Raw genomic sequence first — 18135 nt, 5'->3', positions numbered from 1 at the left:
GGAGCAACCGTGCAAAGCTTTGTTGGAGTCGGCGTCTTCCGCGGCCGTGTCATTGGCCCGATTCGGCACATGCCGCCCGCCTTAACCCCGCCTCCCAGCGGTGAAGGTTTGGATAGTTCGACGTCGGCCGAGACGGCCGCTGCCCAGCTCAAGGAGGCCGGGGCGCAGGTCAAGGCCACCCTCCTCGAGCGGGCGGGTCGGGCCAGTGGCGATGGCAAGGAAGTTCTTCAGGCAACCGCACTGATGGCGACCGATCCCATGCTGATCAAGGCCGCGATCAAGCTCATCAACAAGGGCAGCTCTGCCGAACGCGCCATCTGGGATGCCGGCGACACAGTCGCCGCAACCCTCATCAGCCTGGGTGGCTACATGGCAGAGCGTTCCCACGATGTTCTTGATGTCCGCTCCCGCATTGTTGCTGCCCTGCGCGGTGTTCCCGCTCCGGAAATTCCGGATTCCGAGGAACCCTTCATCCTGGTTGCCGATGACCTGGCCCCCGCGGACACTGCCACCCTTGACCCCGCAAAGGTCATCGCGCTGGTCACGGCCGGCGGCGGTCCGCAGTCTCACACGGCCATCATCGCCCGCAGCCTCGGACTGCCAGCCGTCGTTGCGGCCAAGGGTGTTGCCGAGCTTGTTGAAGGCTCCCAGCTGTATGTCGATGGCTCCGCCGGAGTTGTCAGTTCCGAGCCCGGTGACACCGAGCGTGCCGCGGTTAAGCGCTGGCTCGAGAAGGCCTCGCTTTTAGACGTTTTTGATGGCGACGGCCAGCTGGCCGATGGTAGTAAGTTGGCCCTTTTGGCCAACGTTGGCGGCGCCAAGGATGCGCAGGAAGCTGCTGCAGCCAACGCCCAGGGTGTTGGCCTGCTACGTACCGAATTCTGCTTCCTCGGTAACAGCACCGAGCCTACTCATGAGGATCAGGTAGCAGCTTACAAGGGTGTCTTTGATGCTTTCCCGGGCCAGAAGGTTGTTGTTCGAACCCTTGACGCCGGAGCAGATAAGCCGTTGCCCTTCCTCACCGACAGCACCGAGCCGAACCCGGCCTTGGGTGTGCGCGGTTACCGCACAGACAGCACAACGCCCGGCGTCCTGGCCCGGCAGCTTGCGGCCATTGCCGATGCTGCCGCTCAGTCACAGGCCTTGGTCTGGGTCATGGCTCCCATGATCTCCACCCCGGCCGAGGCAGCCGACTTTGCCGCCCTGTGCACCACCGCGGGCCTCAAGGTTCCCGGCGTCATGGTTGAGGTTCCCTCGGCGGCCCTCACCTCCCGGCATCTGCTGGACCGGGTGGAGTTCGCCAGCCTCGGCACCAACGATCTCACGCAGTACGCCATGGCGGCGGACCGCCAGCTTGGCCCCCTGGCCGAGCTCAACGATCCGTGGCAGCCGGCCGTGCTGGCGCTCATCCAGGCAACTGTTGAGGGCGCCGTCGCACAGGCCAAGCACTCAGCGTCCCTGGCACTCGAGGACGCCCTGCCCAAGCCGGTTGGAGTCTGTGGTGAGGCCGCCGCGGACCCGGCTCTCGCCGTCGTTCTTGCCGGACTAGGCGTGAGCTCACTGTCCATGACGGCGCGAGCGCTGCCGGCTGTGGCCGCCGTGCTCCGCACCGTGACCCAGGATGAGGCTCGCCGGCTGGCCAACCGTGCCGTGGCTGCCGCATCGGCCGCCGAAGCCCGTGATCTCGTGCGCGCCGGGCTGCCTGCCCTGAGTGAACTGGGTCTATAACCTCGATACTGGAGTCTGTCGCGAGTCATCTCGACAGACTCCCCCCGATTATCAAATACAAAGAACTGGAGCACCTCATGATTGAACGTACCGCCGTCATTGCCAGCACCGCTGGACTGCACGCCCGCCCGGCCGCGCTCTTCGCCGAAACCGCAGGAGATCTGGACGTAGAAGTAACCATCGCCCGCGTTGGCGAGCCCCTCGATGAGGCCGTCGATGCAGACAGCATGCTCTCCCTCATGTCCCTCGGAGTTGAGCACGGCGAGGCCGTGGTCCTGCGCACCGAGGACGACTCCGCCACGGAGGCGTTGGAAACGTTGGCACGCATCCTGGAGACGAATCACGACGCTTAATTCGTGTTCCCGCGACCCCGTGTTTTTGCCCTCGATACCGGCAAGAACGCGGGGTTTTTGCATTCCGGGCAGGACCTCTTTTTCGGGCCGAAATTAGTCCATCTGATAGAATTTATAGTCTGCCCGTAGCGATGCAGCAGAAAGTCGCAAGCAAATGACCTCCTTAAGGGGATGAACAAATGCCCATAGACCGAAGCATGACTCAACCGGAATCAGGTGTTAAGGACACCGCAGATCGATCGCAGACTAGGCTCAAAAAGCCCCGTCTGCCCAAACTTAAAAAACGGCGATTGGCCGTTGCTGACGTAAATATCGTCAACAAGCCCATGTTGAAAAAAGCCCTCGGCGGAACCGTCGTGGGAAACACCATGGAATGGTACGACGTAGGTGTCTTCGGATACCTGATCGGCACCATGGGACCGGTATTCTTGCCGGACTCTGACCCGGATGTCCAGACATTGTTCCTCCTGGGCACCTTTGCTGCCACCTTCCTGGCACGTCCCCTCGGCGGCGTGGTCTTTGGCTGGCTCGGTGACAAGGTGGGACGCCAGAAGGTCCTGGCCGCGACGTTGATCGTCATGGCCGCCTCGACGTTTGCGGTGGGGCTCCTGCCCGGATACGCACAAATCGGCATGTGGGCGGCGGTCCTGCTGGTCCTCCTGAAGCTGGTCCAGGGCTTCTCCACCGGAGGTGAGTACGCCGGTGCAACAACGTTTGTCAGCGAATACGCGCCCGACAACCGACGCGGCTTCTTTGCCAGCATCCTTGACCTGGGTAGCTATCTTGGATTCGCCATCGGTGCCGCGCTCGTTTCGGTACTGCAGCTGACCCTTGGACAGGAAGCCATGGAGGCTTGGGGTTGGCGCCTGCCATTCCTGATTGCCGGTCCACTCGGTCTCATCGCCGTGTACTTCCGCCTGAAAATCGAGGAATCCCCTCAGTTCCAGGCAACTCTGGACGCCAATGAGGAGCACTCCAAATCCGCCGCGGCAAGCGACGAAGCAGCCTCAGGTGGACCCGTCCAACTGGTCAAGGTTTACTGGCGCCAAGTTCTGCTGGCCATGATTCTGGTGGCGGCAGCCAACACCGCAGGCTACGCCCTCACCTCCTACATGCCAACGTATTTGACTGATTCCATGGGGTACGACGAGGTGCACGGAACCATCCTCACCATCCCCATCCTGGTCGCCATGGCCTTGTGTATCCCTCTGACGGGTCGCCTCTCCGATAAAATCGGTCGCCGGCCGGTCTTGTGGGTTGGTGCGATCAGCACGGTGGTGCTGGCCACCCCTGCCTTCTTCCTGATCAGCCTCGGCCCGATCTGGTCGACCATGCTCGGGCTAGCGCTCATCGCCTTCCCCGTGACGTTCTATGTCTCTAACCTGGCCTCGGCGCTACCGGCGTTGTTCCCGACCTCGAGTCGCTACGGCGGCATGGGGATCTCCTACAATTTTGCCGTGGCGATCTTTGGCGGCACAGCCCCCTTCATCATGAAGGGCCTGATCACCCTCACAGGCAACACCATGATGCCCGCGTACTACCTGATGTTGACCTCGGCGATTGGCGCGGTGGGTATCTACTTCCTGCGGGAATCCGCCCAGAAGCCGCTGCCCGGCTCCATGCCGAGCGTGGCCAGCATGGAGGAGGCCCGGGAGCTGGTGGCCACACAAGATGAAAACCCGTTGCTGGACATGGACCATATGCCCTTTGACGAGAGCTACGAGCCGGCAACGCCGGGTACCGGGATTCCCGTCACCGTGGGCCGCCCCGAAACGGACGCCTAATCGAGGAGTCGCACGGGCCGTTTAGCGGCCGCGGTTTCCCGCCGCGGCCGCAAGCCGATCCGGCACCATCCGGCTCAGCGCCATGAGTGTGGCATAGCGGCGCGATGGAATCGAAACGGATTTACCCGCGGCATTGTCCGTCAGTCCTTCGCGCACAACCCGCTCGGCATCGAGCCACATCCAGGGCTTCACACCACCCATATTGGCGCCCATGCGCTCATGAAATTCGGTGTGCACAAATCCGGGGCACACGGCCGTGACGTTGACGCCTCGCGGGCCATAGCGCAGATTCGCGGAGCGGCTAAAGCTCACGCCCCACGCCTTCGCCGCACCATAGCTGCCCCGGGGGATGAAGGCCGAGACGCTTGAGACGGTGATGATGCTCCCGCCGCCTCGCTCCAGCATGCCTGGCAAGACCGCATGCGCGAGCTCCATCGGCGTTTGGGCGAGGATGCGCAGATGTGCCACTTCCTCCTCTATGGCATTGTTTTCAAATGCCTTAACAAGGGAGAATCCGGCGTTGTTGACCAAGACCGAGATGGGACGCGCGGGATCCGCGAGCCGGGCGCTGACGGAGGAGACGCCGTCGTCCGTCACAAGGTCAGCAGGCAAGACCTCAACCTGCACACCAAAGTCGTTGCGGAGCCGCACCGCCTTGACCTCGAGTCGGGCCGCGTCACGGGCAACCAAGACCAAGTCATGCTGAGACCGGCCCAGCTGCTGGGCGAACTCAGCCCCCAGGCCGGAGGTGGCGCCGGTGATCAACGCGGTGGGGCGCACCATCTAGGCTTCCTCGGGGACATCGGTGTACTGGGTGTACAGATCCGGATGCTTTTGAATGAACCGGGCAACATAGGGGCAATGCGGGATGATGCGTTTGCCGGAAGCCACCACATCGTCGAGGGCGTAGCGGGCCAGGATCTTCGCCAAGCCACGGCCTTCGAAGCCGGGCTGGCCAATGGTGTGCTCGAAATCGATATGCCCGGGCAAGTCCTTGAACGTGATGATCACGGCTAATTCGTCGTGCTCATACAGCTCATAGCGATGCCGCTCATCGTGGCGGGTCATCCGGACGGAGGCGTCGAAGGGGTCAGGTTCTTGGGCTTCAGTGGCGCTCATGAACCGAGCTTGGCACACCAACGCGGTGCTGGCAACAGTGCTGAGCGCACGGCTACTCCCGCACCGCGTTACCTGCCCTTAGCCGCGGGCGCCACCCTGCCATAGGGCCGTGAACGGCGCACCGGAGGTGACGCGGTGCTTGATGCCCTCGGTGACGAAGGCCTTGGCCGTGCGAGCGGCCTCGAGCGGCGTGGCGCCCTTGGCCAATTCGGCCGTGATGGCGGCGGCCAGCGAGCAGCCGGCACCCGACACGGCAACCTCGCCCACCTTGGGAGCCGTGAGAACCTCGAGCGTCTCGCCATCAAAGAAGACGTCGACGGCGTCGGCACCTGCAATGCGAACCCCACCCTTGGCGAGCACGGCAGCACCGCTGATCTCGTGGATCTTGCGGGCGGCGGCCTTGAGGTCCTCGATGTTGTTGATGGTGATGCCGGAGAGGGATTCGGCCTCGAAGTGGTTGGGCGTGACAAAGGTGGCCAGCGGCAGGATCTGGGCCTTGAGAGCCTGGTCCGTGTCGAGGGCGTGTCCGGGTTCCTGACCCTTGCAGATCAGTACGGGGTCCAACACGACGTTCTTGAAGGATGTGGCCTTGAGCGCGGCTTCAACCGTGCTGATCGTGGCGGGGCTGCCCATCATGCCGATCTTGACGGTTTCCAACACGCTCGGTGCGCCTGACGCGGGACCATAGGACGCCGTCGTGGCTTCCAGCTGGTCGGCGATGGTCTGCTGGTCAACCGGGACAAAGCGGTGGTTCCAGTTGTCATTCGGATCAAAGGAGACAATGCAGGTGAGATTCACGATGCCAAAGACATTGAGCTCCTGGAAGGTCTTCAAATCGGCCTGGGCGCCGGCACCGCCTGTCGCTTCGGATCCGGCGATGGTCAGGGCAAGTGCGGGCGCGTTCGTAGTCATGAAACTATCTTGCCACCACCTGTGGCTCTTCTTACAGTTCCTGTTACTCATGGTGGCAACGCCTGGATGCGGGAACCCGGGGCATGAAAAATCCCCTACACCATGACGGTGCAGGGGATTTTTTACTCGCTCGGTGGGCCCTGCGGGGCTCGAACCCGCGACCCACGGATTAAAAGTCCGATGCTCTACCAACTGAGCTAAAGGCCCGAGCTAATAACAACTCGACAAAGATGAATTCAGCTTTGCAAAAGTTGACGCCTATTAGACTACCGCACGCCTAGCGCCAGAATGCAATCGAACCGCCGAAATCCGCGACAGCACTTTGCCTCCCTCGACCGCACCGGGGCGGCGGGGGTAATGTCATGTCATGAACGATCGACCAGCCAGCACAGCTCCCCGACCGCACAAGCCTCTGCCTTTTGCGCCTATCGACTTTGAGCCGTTCGAAGGTGGCGGTGATCCGGCACGAATATCTGAGGCCGCGCACCTCGCTGCCCGCGCACTGGTGCACAGCGACCAGGCCAGCAACGATCCCGAGGTCACCAAACGATTGGTCAGCCTCGCCGATGACGAAGGTCTGGAAGAAATCGCGGAAATCTGGGCGGCCAGCCCCGCCCAATCGCTCCCCGGCGCGCTCTGGCGTCTCTACGCTTTGCGCACCGCCACCCTGCAAGATCCTGAGGGCATCAGCATCTTCTTCCAGGCTGGCCAGCAAAAGGCTCAGGTGGCGCATGCCGTGGCAGGAGTTGCCGCGTCTGCCACGGCCGAGGAGATTATCACCATGTCCAACGCCATCCTTTCGGGGGCGTTCGACGGCGACTTTGATGTTGCGCTGAACCGCACGGCTGCATTCTGCCGCGTCATCGCCTTGGGCCAGGCAACCCTGGCCACCGAGCGTGAGGCTGCTCACCCTGAGCACGCCAGCAAATTGACCAAAAAAGCGCACCAATTAGTGCGTACAGCCGAAGATTTAGAGGGCGCTGCGAAGTCCTGGCGGAAGGGCGAACTGGACTAATCCATAGACTCCAGTTGACACGCGAGCCAAGACGTACAAGACTGAAAGTGGTGTCGAACCGTGGAACCCCCGGGCTCCATTTTATAGCCGCTTTGAGCGGCCCAGTGCCGAGAGGCGCTCCCGGTTCGGCACCACTTTTTTGCCCTAAATTCAACGGATCACGCAACTGTTCCGCTACCACGAAGGCCTCAAAATGAAGCTTCGACTTTTCCCTCAGGAGACTGCCGGACTTCAGGCGTTGGCCAGTATGGCCGAACATATCAGCGCCGGAACTCAGACCCTAGCAGAGCTCCTTGGAGCCTCCCGCAGCGACTTTGTTTCCCTGGTTGAATCCCTGCGGCAGGAGGAAGCCGCCTCCACCGCCAACTTCTCCACCTTGTTGACCGGGATGCGGACCAGCTTCATCAATCCCCTGCCCCGCGAAGATCTTTATGCCTTGGGCCAGTTACTGAATGAATGCAGCGAAAAACTCACGGGCGCGGGCGAAACCATTGAGCTGTATTCCCTAGACCGAATTCCGGCCCGCGTCAGCGACCAGCTGGAGATCCTCTCGCGGCAGGCCGAATTGACGGTCACCGCCATGAAGTCCCTCGATGATCTCGACAGCCTCGAGGATTACTGGCTGGAGATCTTGCGTCTGGCCAAGCGAGCCGACCACACGCACCGCGTGGTCGTTGCCGAACTTCTGGCCGCACACAGCGCCACGACCTTCGCCAAGTACCGCTCACTGGCCGACCATCTGGCATCGGCGAGCCGGCAGATGCGCACCGTTGCCACCCACGTCGGCAGCATCATCGTCAAGGAATCTTAGACCTTGATCACCGTCCTGCTGACGGCCGTGATTGTCACGGCCGCGATTTTCGCCTTTCTCAACGGATTTCGCGATGCCTCATCCGCCGTCGCCCTTTCCGTACGAAACCGGGCCCTCACACCCTCAGTCGCCATCCTGCTGGCCGGATTTTTCAACTGCCTCGGCGCCCTGGCAAGTGTGGCCCTCGTAGCGGTGTTTGCCGACAAACTTTTCACGATGCCTGCCGGACGCGATGGCCTGATATTGCTGCTGGCCGCGCTCATCGGGGCGAGCCTTTGGGGCCTGTACCAGTGGTGGCGTGGCTACCCGTCCTCGTCCACCCATGCGCTCATCAGCGGGCTCGTGGGTGCGTCGCTGGGCTCGGCCGCGATTGGTCATCCGCCGCTCGATGGTATTAATTACACGCTCCTCATGCTGGTCATCGTGCCCATGTTCGTCTCCCCCATCGTGGCTTTTGTGCTGGGCTTTGCGGCCGTTTACCCCACGTCGTGGGCCGCCCGGAATACCGCCCCTAATCAAGTCAATCGCCGCACTCGACAGTTACAGTCGGTGGCTGGGGCGGCAGTGGCCTTTGGTCACGGCTTGCAAGACGGACAACGCACGACGGCGATCGTCTTGTTTGCGCTGATAGCGGCCGGTGTCGCCGGGGCTGGGGAGATCCCCCTCTGGGTGCCGCTGTTTACGGCCGGACTGCTGACCCTCGGGACCTTATTTGGCGGTTGGCGGATCTCCTACACGCTGGGACATCGGCTGGTCCGGCTCGACCCCATGCGTGGTTTTGTGGCCCAGATCGTGGCCGCGGGACTGTTGTTCGTGGGTGCCATTGCCCTTCATATGCCGCTCTCCACGACGCATACCGTCACGGCGGCCATTGTCGGGGCAGGCGCCAACCAGCGCTTCAGCGCCACGAATGGCCGGGTCCTGGCCCGCGTCACGGCCGCGTGGCTCCTGACTCCGTTGGCCTGTGTGCTCCTAGGGGCCATCTTCTTCCTGGCCCTCTCCCCGCTGACCTAGGCCACAGACAAACTCCAAGAACACCAACGACGGCGGCCCCCACCAAAAGGTGAGGGCCGCCGTCGTGCTTTGAAAAGTGCTTATCCGAAGCGACCTGAAACGTAGTCCTCGGTGGACTTCTCGCCAGGGTTGTTGAAGATCGTGGTGGTGTCGGCGAACTCGATGAGCTTGCCGGGCTTGCCGGTGCCGGCGATGTTGAAGAAGGCGGTCTTGTCGGAGACGCGGGCTGCCTGCTGCATATTGTGCGTCACGATCACCACGGTGTATTCGTCCTTGAGCTCGTTGATGAGGTCCTCAATGGCGAGCGTGGAGATCGGGTCGAGGGCGGAGCAGGGCTCGTCCATCAGGATCACGTCGGGTGAGACGGCGATGGCACGGGCGATGCACAGGCGCTGCTGCTGACCACCGGAGAGGCCGGAGCCGGGCTTCTCGAGGCGGTCCTTGACCTCGTTCCACAGGTTGGCGCCGCGGAGGGACTTCTCGACGAGGTCGTCGGCGTCGGACTTGGGCATGCGGCGGCTGTTGAGCTTCACACCGGCCAAGACGTTGTCACGGATGCTCATGGTGGGGAACGGGTTGGGGCGCTGGAACACCATGCCGATCTGGCTGCGCACCGTCACAGGGTCAACGCCGTCGGCGTAGAGGTTGTCGCCGTCAAGGAGGACCTTGCCCTCGACGCGGGCGCCGGGGATGACCTCGTGCATGCGGTTCAGAGTGCGCAGGAAGGTGGACTTGCCACAGCCCGAGGGGCCGATGAAGGCCGTGACGGACTTGGCTTCGAGGTTGATATTGACGTCCTCCACGGCGAGGAAATCGCCGTAGTAGACATTCAAATCGCTGACATCGATACGTTTGGACATAACTAGAGTTCCTTCTTCACAAAAATTTAGCGGCCGGTTTTCGGCGCGAATACGCGGGCCACGAGGCGGGCTCCGAGATTCAACAGCATGACAAGAATGATCAGCAGCAATGCCGCAGCCCAGGCACGTTGCGTGGACGGATCGGCGTTCGACGGCGAGGTCGGCGTCATGATCTGCGTGTAGATAAAGGTGGGCAGGGAGGACATCCACCCGGCAAAGACGTTCATATTGATGCTCGTGGCGAAGCCGGCCGTGACCAGCAGCGGAGCCGTCTCGCCGATAACGCGAGCAATGGCCAAGGTGACACCCGAGGCAATACCGGAGATCGCCGTCGGAATAACCACCTTGACGATGGTGCGCCACTTACGCACACCCAAGGCATAGGCTGCCTCGCGCAATTCATTGGGAACGATCTTGAGCATTTCCTCGCTGGAGCGCACCACCACGGGGATCATGAGCACCGACAGCGCGACGGCGGCCACGAAGCCGGTCTTCGTGCCCGGGCCCAGGATCATGGCGAAGAAGGCTGCGGCGAAGAGGCCGGCGACGATCGAGGGGATGCCGGTCATGACATCGACCAGGAAGGTGATGACCTTGGAGAAGCGGTTTCCGGCGCTGTATTCCACAAGGTAGATGGCGGTCAGCAAGCCGACGGGCACCGAGATGATCGTGGCCCACAGGGTGATCAGCACGGAGCCAACCAAAGCGTGGTAAACACCACCGAGGACGGGGGTGCCATCCTTGACCGCGGCGTTATCCACGGCACCGGTGACACCGTTCATGGATGTTGTCAGGAAGCCCGGAGCCATGAGCCCGGGAACGCCGTTGACAAGCACCGTCCAGATGACCGAAACGAGCGGGAGCAGGGCGACAAGGAAGGCACCCACCACGAGGGAGGTGGCGAACTTGTCGGTCGCCTTGCGGCGTCCCTCGACGATGGCGGCACTGGTGACGTTGCCTGCGGCAAACAACACCGCGGAGAGCACGGCCCAGCCGAAGACATTGAACCCGACTAGGGACAGCAGCGCGGCGGAGATGATGATCGCGGCAACCGCAATCGCGTACGGGGTGTAGCGCGGGAGGCGGCCGCGGGTCAGGGCGGAGCGCTTACGTTCAGTCATGAGCGTGGCCATTAGTTGGCTCCCGAGAATTCTTTGTGGCGGTTGATGATCCAACGGGCCACCATGTTGACGGCGAGGGTGATCAGGAAGAGCACCAGACCGGCGGCGATCAGTTCGTGCATGCGCAGGCCAAAGGCTTCAGGGAAGTCGAGGGCAATTTCTGCGGCGATGGTTTGGTTTCCGGAGCGGATCAAGGAAGCGATCAACGGGCCGGAGGACAGTACAAGGGCAACGGCCATGGTCTCACCCAGCGCACGGCCCAGTCCCAGCATGACGGCGCTGATGATGCCGCCACGAGCGAAGGGCAGAACAGCCATACGGATCATTTCCCACCGAGTGGCACCCAACGCCAACGCCGCTTCTTGGTGCAGCATGGGGGCCTGCAGGAAAATCTCACGGGTCAGTGAGGCGATGATCGGCAGCACCATGACGGCCAGCACAATGCCGGCGGTCAAGATGGTCTTGCCGGTTCCGGAAGCGGGACCGCCAAAGATGGGGATCCAGCCGAGGTTCTCGGCAAGCCACTGGTACGGGACTTTGAGGTTCGAGGCCAGGAAGCTTGCGCCCCAGGCACCGTAAACAACTGAGGGGATGGCTGCCAGAAGGTCCACCACATAGCCCAATCCGCGAGCAAGACTGCGGGGAGCGTAGTGGGAGATGAACAAGGCCACGGCCACACCGATGGGGGTGGCGATGAGCAGGGCAATGGTGGCTGCAATGAGCGTGCCGACAACGATCGGGAAGATGTAGGAGAAGAACCCCTTGCCTCCCGTGATGTCTGCTGCGGCCGCGCTAAAGGTTGGGAGCGCCTGAACGATCAAGAACAGGGCCACAGCAAATAGCACGGCAACAATCAGCGCACCGGCGGTCAAGGCCGCACCGGAGAAAACTTTATCTCCGGTACGACCTGACGCGGCTTGCCCAGCTCCCGCTTTGGGTATGAGCTTTGTGGTGGACAATCTAGTACTTTCTATTGACGCTTAGCTACGACGCGCTTATTTAGCGGCGACGGTGATGGAGTCAAGTGCCGTCTTGGCCTTGGCTGCCAATTCGGTGGACAGCGGGGCGCTCTTGGCGGCATCCGCAGCCTGCTTCTGGCCGTCTTCGCTCAGGACGAAGGTGCCGAAAGCCTTGACCAGATCGGCCGTGGCAGCATCCGGGTAGGAGGCGCAGAAGACACCGTAGGAGACCAGGACGGCGGGGTAAGCGCCGGCGACGGTGGTCTTGCGGTCGAGCTTCAGGGACAGGTCGTTCGCGGAACGGCCTTCAACAACGGTTGCCGCGTCAACGGCCTTGGCTGCGGCTTCTGCCGTGACGGGAACGTAAGCGTCGCCAACCTTCAGTTCCACCTTGCCCAGGGCTTCGGTGACGGCTGAGTCATCAGCGTAGGTGATGGCGCCGGGGGTCTCGGTGACGGTCTTGACGACGCCGGAGGTACCCTTAGCGTTTTCGCCCGGCAGGGCGGTGGGCCAGTCGCCGGACTTCTTGTCGGTCCAGACAGTGGAGGCTGCCGCGGCCAGGTAGTCGGTGAAGTTTTCGGTGGTGCCCGAGTTATCGGAGCGGTGAACGGGCGTGATGGCCAGATCCGGGAGGGTTGCATCCGGGTTGGCTGCCTTGATGGCGGCGTCGTTCCAGTTCTTGATGTCGCCGCGGAAGATCTTGGCGATGGTGTCGGCGTCGAGTTTGAGGTCCTTGACCCCTTCAACGTTGAACGCGACTGCGATCGGTGAGATGTACCAGGGGATGTTGATGGCGCCAGCGGGGCCACACTTTTCCTGGGCGGAGGCGAGTTCTTCGTCCTTCATGTAAGCATCCGAGCCGGCAAACTGAACTGCGCCAGCGATGAGGGCCTTACGGCCTGCGCCGGAGCCTTCCGGGGAGTACTGGATCTTGGCGCCGGAGTTAGCTGACTCGAAGCCGGCCTTCCAGGCGTCCATGGCTGCCGAGATGGAGCTGGCGCCGGTTCCGGTCAAGGTGCCGGTCACTGCAGTGCCGTTGCTTGCTGCCGAGGTTCCGCCGTTGCCGGTGGACACTACGTTGTCGGTGCCACAAGCTGTCAGTGCCAATGCGCCGACGGTGAGAACTGCTGCCACGCGGCCAATGTGAAGTGCCTTCACGCTATTTACCTCTTCGATGGGTTGCTTTCGATTCATTACTTCTCGAGCGTAAAAGGCGGAGGTAAAGCAACGACCCGAACTAGGTGAACAGAAGGTTAACGCAGCGGGGATTCTTGGAAGTTAAGCGCGACATCGGTCACATTTTGCTGGTTTTGCGGCAAGATTGGCCGTCGCACAGACTGCGAGCGCCGCGCGTTAGATGCACATCACAGGGAAAAATGGTTGCTCTATGACAACTACTTCAATATAGTTGATGTTAATCAACTATATTCCTGCTTTGTTTTGGAGTCCTTTTTGTCCAAGAATTCAACCACCGCTAAGGCAGCCCCCGCGCTGTCCGAATCGGGCATGACCCACCGCCAGGTGCTGCAAGCACTCACCGGCCTCCTGATGGGTATGTTCGTCTCAATCCTGGCCGGCACGGTCGTGTCGACCTCACTGCCCGTCATTCTCTCTGACCTTAACGGAGATCAGGCCGCGTACACCTGGGTTGTCACGGCAACCTTGCTGGCCACCACGATCTCCACCCCGATCTGGGGCAAGCTTGCCGATCTTTACAATCGCAAGCTACTTCTGCAGCTTTCGCTCGTCATCTTCGTCGTGGCCTCGGCCGTCGCTGGCTTCTCGCAGGACACCTCGATGCTCATTACGATGCGCGTCTTCCAGGGTCTGGGCGCCGGTGGCTTGACCGCCTTGAGCCAGATCGTCATGGCTGACATCATCTCTCCCCGCGAGCGCGGCAAGTACATGGGCCTCTTCGGCGCCGTCATGGCCGTGGGTACCGTAGGTGGACCGTTGATCGGTGGCTTCATCACGGACGCCATCAACTGGCGCTGGAACTTCTTCGTGGCACTGCCGTTCGCCATCGTTGCCATCATCTTGATCCAGAAGACCCTGCACCTCCCGGTACAGGCCAAGCGTAAGGTCTCAATCGACTACGCCGGTATTGTCTTGCTGTCCGCAGGCGTTTCCTTGCTCCTGATTTGGGTATCACTGGCCGGTAGCCAGTTCGACTGGGCTTCCATGGCTTCGGTCTGGATGGTCGGTGGTGCACTCGTTGCCCTTGCCGCCTTTGTCATTGTGGAATTCAAGGCTTCCGAGCCCATCATCCCGCTGAGCATGTTCCAGAATTCCACATTTACACTCTCCGTGGTTGCCTCCATTTCTGTAGGTGTCTCCATGTTTGGCACCTCGGTCTTCCTGGCGCAGTACATGCAGCTGGCACGTGGCGCCAATGCCACCCAGTCGGGTTTGATGACCATCCCGATGATGGCGGGATTGCTGATCGTTTCCACGATTGCTGGCGCATTGATCTCCAAGCACGGTAAGTGGAAGGCCATCATGGTCATCGGCTCCGTCTTGCAGCTCGCGGGCCTGTACCTGTTGGGCACGATCCATTACGACACCAACTTCATCCTGGTCTCCTTCTTCATGTTCCTTCTGGGAGCTGGTTTGGGCATGGTCATGCAGAACCTCGTCTTGGTGGTTCAGAACGCCGTAACCCCGGCCGAGATTGGTGTGGCCAGCTCTGGCATCGCGTTCTTCCGTTCTTTGGGCGGCACCGTGGGCGTCTCGGTCTTGGGTGCCATCATGGCCAGCAAGGTTGTTGACCTGATGGGTCAGAAGTCGCAGGAACTGCAGGCCGCCCTAGGCGCCCTAGGCGAAAAGGGTCAGGAAATTGGCCTTGCCCTGAGCAGTGGCAATATTCCATCTGTCCACACGCTGCCGGACTCTGTTCGAGTCATCATCGAGTCGGCCTACGGTGACGGCGTCGCGCATGTCTTCTTCGTTGCCGCACCTCTGAGCATCCTGACGATCCTGGCGATCATCTTCTTGCCGAACCTGGAGTTGAGTAACCAAACCCGAGCTCAGCGCGCCTCAAGTGACGCCGCAGAAGACGGTAAGAGCGCCGTGCTTGCAGAAGCTGAGGAACTCCTTGTTGAGGTCAGTGCAGCATCTGTAGCGATTACCCCGGAATCTGAAGAGCTCTCGGGCCGCAAGTGAGTACCGCGGAACAAGCCTCGGCTGTGCCGACCTTAAGCGCAGCCGAGGAACATGAGATGGCCGAGGTCATCAAGACCGCCCAACAAAACATTGGAACCTTGCTCATCAGGGCACGGAAAAGTCTCGGGGTCCGGGCAGCGATGATCCATCCGGATCTCAAGCCCATGGCGTTTTCGGCCATGATGCTCCTTTCCCGTTGCGGCGCCATGCATCAGGTGACGCTGACCGCGCAGTTGGATACCGATAAGGCTGTTGTCAGCCGGCTTTTGAAACAACTTGAAGAGCTCGGACTCATCTCCCGAACCCCTGATCCTGCTGATGGTCGGGCCATGATTGTGGCCCTGACCCAAGAGGCCCACGAGCGGTACGAGGCAACGCAGGACAGCGCTCGTCAGGCGCTGTTTAACCGGCTCTCCAAGTGGGATCTCGAAGAGGTTCGTCTTTTCGCTCAGCTCTTGGCCCACTTCAACGAGGATCTCGACTGAAAAGTTAATTCCTTAGCTATTGGGCTTATGCCTCACGAGCGGCCTTCCTGCAGACTTCACGGGCAGGGAGGCCGCTTTTCGCGCATAGACTAGGGCCATGCCAGAGTCTGTGCAGCGCGAATCCGCCAAGGTTGCTGCCACATTTTTGTTCCTGAAGCAGCGCACCAGCTTAGGTCTGCGCCGCAGTGCGAACTCAGTGAGTCGCGCCCTCATCATGTCATTCTGCGCCGTGGGAGCGTACTATTTTTCCGAGTTGGTACTCGGACATCAGGGCCCGCTGTTTGCCGCTACGAGCGCCATCGTGGCGCTCGGCTTTACCCGAGACCCCCGGCTGCGTCGCGTACTTGAGGTCGGCGTGGGCTGCACGATCGGAATTGCGGTGGGCGATTTACTGCTGCATTGGCTCGGTTCCGGCATCTGGCAGGCCGCCCTGGTCGTGTTCCTCTCCATCTTGTTGGCCAGATTCCTCGATAGCGGTGTCATCTTCACAACCCAGCTGGCGCTGCAATCACTCCTGGTGGTGTTGCTTCCCATCCCGGAGGGTGGGCCGTTCTCCCGCAGTCTCGACGCCGTCATCGGCGGTTGCTTTGCCCTAGCCGCAACCTTCCTCATTCCCAAAGATCCCCGCAGGGAACCCCAGGAAGACCTTAAAGAAGTCCTAGCCGAGCTCACCCTGGTTCTTCGTGAGTGCGCGGCCGCGCTGTCCTACAACGACTCCACCACGGCCTGGCACGCACTGGTTCGCGCCCGCGGTCAGCAGCAACGCATCGATAACATGCGTCAGGGGCTGCGAGGCTCGCTGGAGATCGCCAAGCTCTCACCCATGTACCGCCGGCACCTGCAAGAGGTGGAGGGTATGGCCCAGCTCATGACCCGAGTGGACTACGCCATGCGGTCGAGCCGGGTGCTGGCCCGCCGCCTCGCCACCGCCATCAATAACGCCGCGCTCTCCGATGCCGGAACCATGCATCTTGCCGAGGTAGTAGGACAAACGGCCTCAGCGGTGGATGAGCTCGCGGCAGCTGTCTCCGGCGCCAAAACGCACTCCAGTATGAGTCACGCCCGCAACTCACTGGCCGAGATTGCTATCCGGCTCCATCCCAGTGACTTAGAAATCACCTTGATGGAGGGTCAGACCGTGGTCCTGCTTTTCCGCACCCTGATGGTAGATCTCTTGGAGGCCGCCGAGATGGATCCGGTCGAGGCAAGGGCATTGCTGCCCAAACTGCAGTAGTCCTAGGCGAGCGCGTATTTGTCAGACCCCAGCGCTAGGGTTGTTCCATGGCATCAAAGAGTTCGAAAGCAAACGCCGGCCAAAACTTTCGCTGCACCGAATGTGGTTGGACGGCCGTCAAGTGGGTAGGCCGCTGCGGCGAATGCCAAGCCTGGGGAACCCTCGAGGAGGTCGGAACCGTTGTTGTCAGGACAACGGCCGCGACCACCGTGGTGCGCCCCGCGCAGCTGATCTCCGAGGTCGATGCCTCCCAGGCCGCCCATAACCTCACAGGGGTTCCCGAGCTGGACCGCGTGCTCGGCGGCGGCATGGTCCCGGGTGCCGTGATCCTTCTCGCGGGAGAGCCCGGCGTGGGAAAGTCCACGCTGTTGCTGGACGTTGCGGCAAAGTTTGCCCGCAACGAACATGGACAGGAACCCAAAAAGGTGCTGTACCTGACGGGTGAGGAATCCGCCGCACAGGTCAAGCTGCGGGCCGAACGAATTGGCGCGGTGGCGGATACCCTGTATCTAGGTGCCGAAACCGATTTGGGCACGGCACTTGGTCAGGTCGAGGCCGTGCAGCCCGTTCTGCTCATCGTGGACTCCGTGCAGACCTTCAGCAGCGCCATGGTGGACGGGGCGGCCGGTGGTGTCTCGCAGGTGCGCGAGGTAGCAGCCTCCCTCATCGCGGCAGCCAAACGACTGAACATGACAACCCTGCTCGTGGGCCATGTGACCAAGGACGGCTCCATTGCCGGACCCCGTCTGCTGGAACATCTCGTGGATGTGGTCTGCCAGTTCGACGGCGAACGCCACTCCCGCCTGCGCCTCCTGCGTGCGGTCAAGAACCGGTATGGGCAAACCGACGAGGTTGGCTGTTTCGACCTCACGGACGACGGCATCGAGGGCCTGGCCGATCCCAGCGGACTCTTCACCTCTCGTACGTCCCAGCCCGTCTCGGGAACCTGCATCACCGTGACCATGGAGGGGCGCAGGCCGTTGCTGGCCGAGGTTCAGGCGCTCCTGACGCCCGCCGTGGGTTCACAACCCCGACGCACAGTGAGCGGGCTAGATTCCACTCGCATCGGCATGCTCCTTGCAGTCCTGCAACAGCGGGCCGGGCTGCGCTTGGATTCGGATGACAGCTACGTGGCCACTGTTGGCGGTGCCCGTTTGAGCGAACCCGCCATGGATCTGTCCGTGGCCTTGGCCATCGTGTCGGCCAAAACCAACAAGGTGGTGCACGCCAAGATGGTGGCCTTTGGCGAGGTCGGATTGGCAGGCGAGGTACGTCCCGTGCCCGGCATCAGCCAACGCATTCACGAGGCCAGTCGCCTGGGATTCACGCACGCACTCGTGCCGCGCAGCCCCAACGGCCCCGGGGAAATCCCGCCCAACTTTACCGTCAAGGAGATCGAGCACATCGCAGAAGCGACCGAGGTTATCCTCCATGGATCACCCGAGCCACGGCTCTAAGCGCTCATTGTCCACCTAAAGGACACAGATCGGTCAAGATCGGTCTACTTTACGGCCATACCGGCCGGTAATGGCGTGTAGTTCCTACTATCATGGGCAGTGTGACTTGCGCGGATTCCCG

17 protein-coding genes and 1 tRNA gene are annotated in these 18135 nt (G+C 61.6%); 10 read left to right on the top strand and 8 right to left on the bottom strand.

Features of this window, described 5'->3' with window-relative positions; all coding sequences use genetic code 11:
* The first annotated feature begins 9 nt into the window (after positions 1 to 9).
* The 3 genes from CVS30_RS00760 to CVS30_RS00750 all read left to right on the top strand — a co-directional run bounded on the left by CVS30_RS00760 (position 10) and on the right by CVS30_RS00750 (position 3865).
* Positions 10 to 1728: a putative PEP-binding protein gene (locus CVS30_RS00760; protein ID WP_181419660.1), complete on the top strand. Its 1719-nt coding sequence runs from the start codon at positions 10 to 12 to the stop codon at positions 1726 to 1728.
* 77 nt (positions 1729 to 1805) lie between these two features.
* The gene (locus CVS30_RS00755; protein WP_110483420.1) at positions 1806 to 2081 is read left to right on the top strand and encodes an HPr family phosphocarrier protein; all 276 of its coding nucleotides are present in this window, start codon (positions 1806 to 1808) and stop codon (positions 2079 to 2081) included.
* A gap of 179 nt (positions 2082 to 2260) precedes the next feature.
* Positions 2261 to 3865 (top strand): MFS transporter, encoded by a 1605-nt coding sequence (locus CVS30_RS00750; protein WP_110483419.1) that lies wholly within the window; start codon positions 2261 to 2263, stop codon positions 3863 to 3865.
* A 21-nt stretch (positions 3866 to 3886) separates the two neighbouring features.
* Here CVS30_RS00750 and CVS30_RS00745 read toward each other — a convergent pair whose 3' ends face one another.
* The 4 genes from CVS30_RS00745 to CVS30_RS00730 form a co-directional block, all read right to left on the bottom strand.
* Positions 3887 to 4648 carry an SDR family NAD(P)-dependent oxidoreductase gene (locus tag CVS30_RS00745; RefSeq protein ID WP_110483418.1) on the bottom strand — a complete coding sequence of 254 codons (762 nt, stop codon included), beginning with the start codon at positions 4646 to 4648 and terminating at the stop codon, positions 3887 to 3889.
* Positions 4649 to 4984 carry a GNAT family N-acetyltransferase gene (locus CVS30_RS00740; protein ID WP_110483417.1) on the bottom strand — a complete coding sequence of 112 codons (336 nt, stop codon included), beginning with the start codon at positions 4982 to 4984 and terminating at the stop codon, positions 4649 to 4651.
* A gap of 78 nt (positions 4985 to 5062) precedes the next feature.
* Entirely contained in the window at positions 5063 to 5896 is an 834-nt protein-coding gene (locus tag CVS30_RS00735) for a hydroxymethylpyrimidine/phosphomethylpyrimidine kinase (protein ID WP_181419640.1), read from the bottom strand.
* A 134-nt stretch (positions 5897 to 6030) separates the two neighbouring features.
* Positions 6031 to 6103, bottom strand: a tRNA-Lys gene (locus CVS30_RS00730).
* A 160-nt stretch (positions 6104 to 6263) separates the two neighbouring features.
* Between CVS30_RS00730 and CVS30_RS00725 the strand changes: the two genes are divergently transcribed.
* The 3 genes from CVS30_RS00725 to CVS30_RS00715 all read left to right on the top strand — a co-directional run bounded on the left by CVS30_RS00725 (position 6264) and on the right by CVS30_RS00715 (position 8736).
* Positions 6264 to 6911 (top strand): hypothetical protein, encoded by a 648-nt coding sequence (locus tag CVS30_RS00725; RefSeq protein WP_110483415.1) that lies wholly within the window; start codon positions 6264 to 6266, stop codon positions 6909 to 6911.
* 193 nt (positions 6912 to 7104) lie between these two features.
* Positions 7105 to 7722, top strand: coding sequence for a DUF47 domain-containing protein (locus CVS30_RS00720; RefSeq protein ID WP_110483414.1), 618 nt, complete (start codon positions 7105 to 7107; stop codon positions 7720 to 7722).
* Between the two features lie 3 nt (positions 7723 to 7725).
* Positions 7726 to 8736, top strand: coding sequence for an inorganic phosphate transporter (locus CVS30_RS00715; protein WP_110483413.1), 1011 nt, complete (start codon positions 7726 to 7728; stop codon positions 8734 to 8736).
* 80 nt (positions 8737 to 8816) lie between these two features.
* Here the strand turns inward: CVS30_RS00715 and pstB are convergent, their stop codons facing one another.
* Genes pstB through pstS form a run of 4 tightly spaced genes read right to left on the bottom strand, consistent with a single transcriptional unit; the run spans position 8817 to position 12834 of the window.
* Entirely contained in the window at positions 8817 to 9596 is a 780-nt protein-coding gene (gene pstB / locus CVS30_RS00710; RefSeq protein ID WP_110483412.1) for a phosphate ABC transporter ATP-binding protein PstB, read from the bottom strand.
* Positions 9597 to 9622: 26 nt separating this feature from the next.
* Positions 9623 to 10717 (bottom strand): phosphate ABC transporter permease PstA, encoded by a 1095-nt coding sequence (pstA, locus tag CVS30_RS00705; RefSeq protein ID WP_245934367.1) that lies wholly within the window; start codon positions 10715 to 10717, stop codon positions 9623 to 9625.
* 11 nt (positions 10718 to 10728) lie between these two features.
* Entirely contained in the window at positions 10729 to 11676 is a 948-nt protein-coding gene (gene pstC, locus CVS30_RS00700) for a phosphate ABC transporter permease subunit PstC (protein WP_110483410.1), read from the bottom strand.
* 36 nt (positions 11677 to 11712) lie between these two features.
* Positions 11713 to 12834: a phosphate ABC transporter substrate-binding protein PstS gene (pstS, locus tag CVS30_RS00695; protein WP_110483409.1), complete on the bottom strand. Its 1122-nt coding sequence runs from the start codon at positions 12832 to 12834 to the stop codon at positions 11713 to 11715.
* 348 nt (positions 12835 to 13182) lie between these two features.
* Between pstS and CVS30_RS00690 the strand changes: the two genes are divergently transcribed.
* From CVS30_RS00690 to radA, 4 genes are all read left to right on the top strand, one after another.
* Positions 13183 to 14838 carry an MDR family MFS transporter gene (locus CVS30_RS00690; protein WP_110483712.1) on the top strand — a complete coding sequence of 552 codons (1656 nt, stop codon included), beginning with the start codon at positions 13183 to 13185 and terminating at the stop codon, positions 14836 to 14838.
* Positions 14835 to 15323, top strand: coding sequence for a MarR family winged helix-turn-helix transcriptional regulator (locus CVS30_RS00685; RefSeq protein ID WP_146233282.1), 489 nt, complete (start codon positions 14835 to 14837; stop codon positions 15321 to 15323). Before CVS30_RS00690 ends, CVS30_RS00685 begins: the two co-directional genes overlap by 4 nt.
* A 97-nt stretch (positions 15324 to 15420) precedes the next feature.
* Positions 15421 to 16557 (top strand): FUSC family protein, encoded by a 1137-nt coding sequence (locus CVS30_RS00680; protein ID WP_110483407.1) that lies wholly within the window; start codon positions 15421 to 15423, stop codon positions 16555 to 16557.
* 47 nt (positions 16558 to 16604) lie between these two features.
* A complete protein-coding gene (radA, locus tag CVS30_RS00675; protein WP_110483406.1) occupies positions 16605 to 18014 on the top strand; it encodes a DNA repair protein RadA in 1410 nt (469 codons plus the stop codon).
* The last annotated feature ends 121 nt before the right edge of the window (positions 18015 to 18135 follow it).

It is taken from the genome of Arthrobacter psychrolactophilus (assembly GCF_003219795.1).
In the GTDB taxonomy this organism is placed as follows: Bacteria; Actinomycetota; Actinomycetes; order Actinomycetales; family Micrococcaceae; genus Specibacter; species Specibacter psychrolactophilus.
Note: the sequence above shows the minus strand (reverse complement) of the source record. Positions and strands in the feature narration are given on the sequence as shown.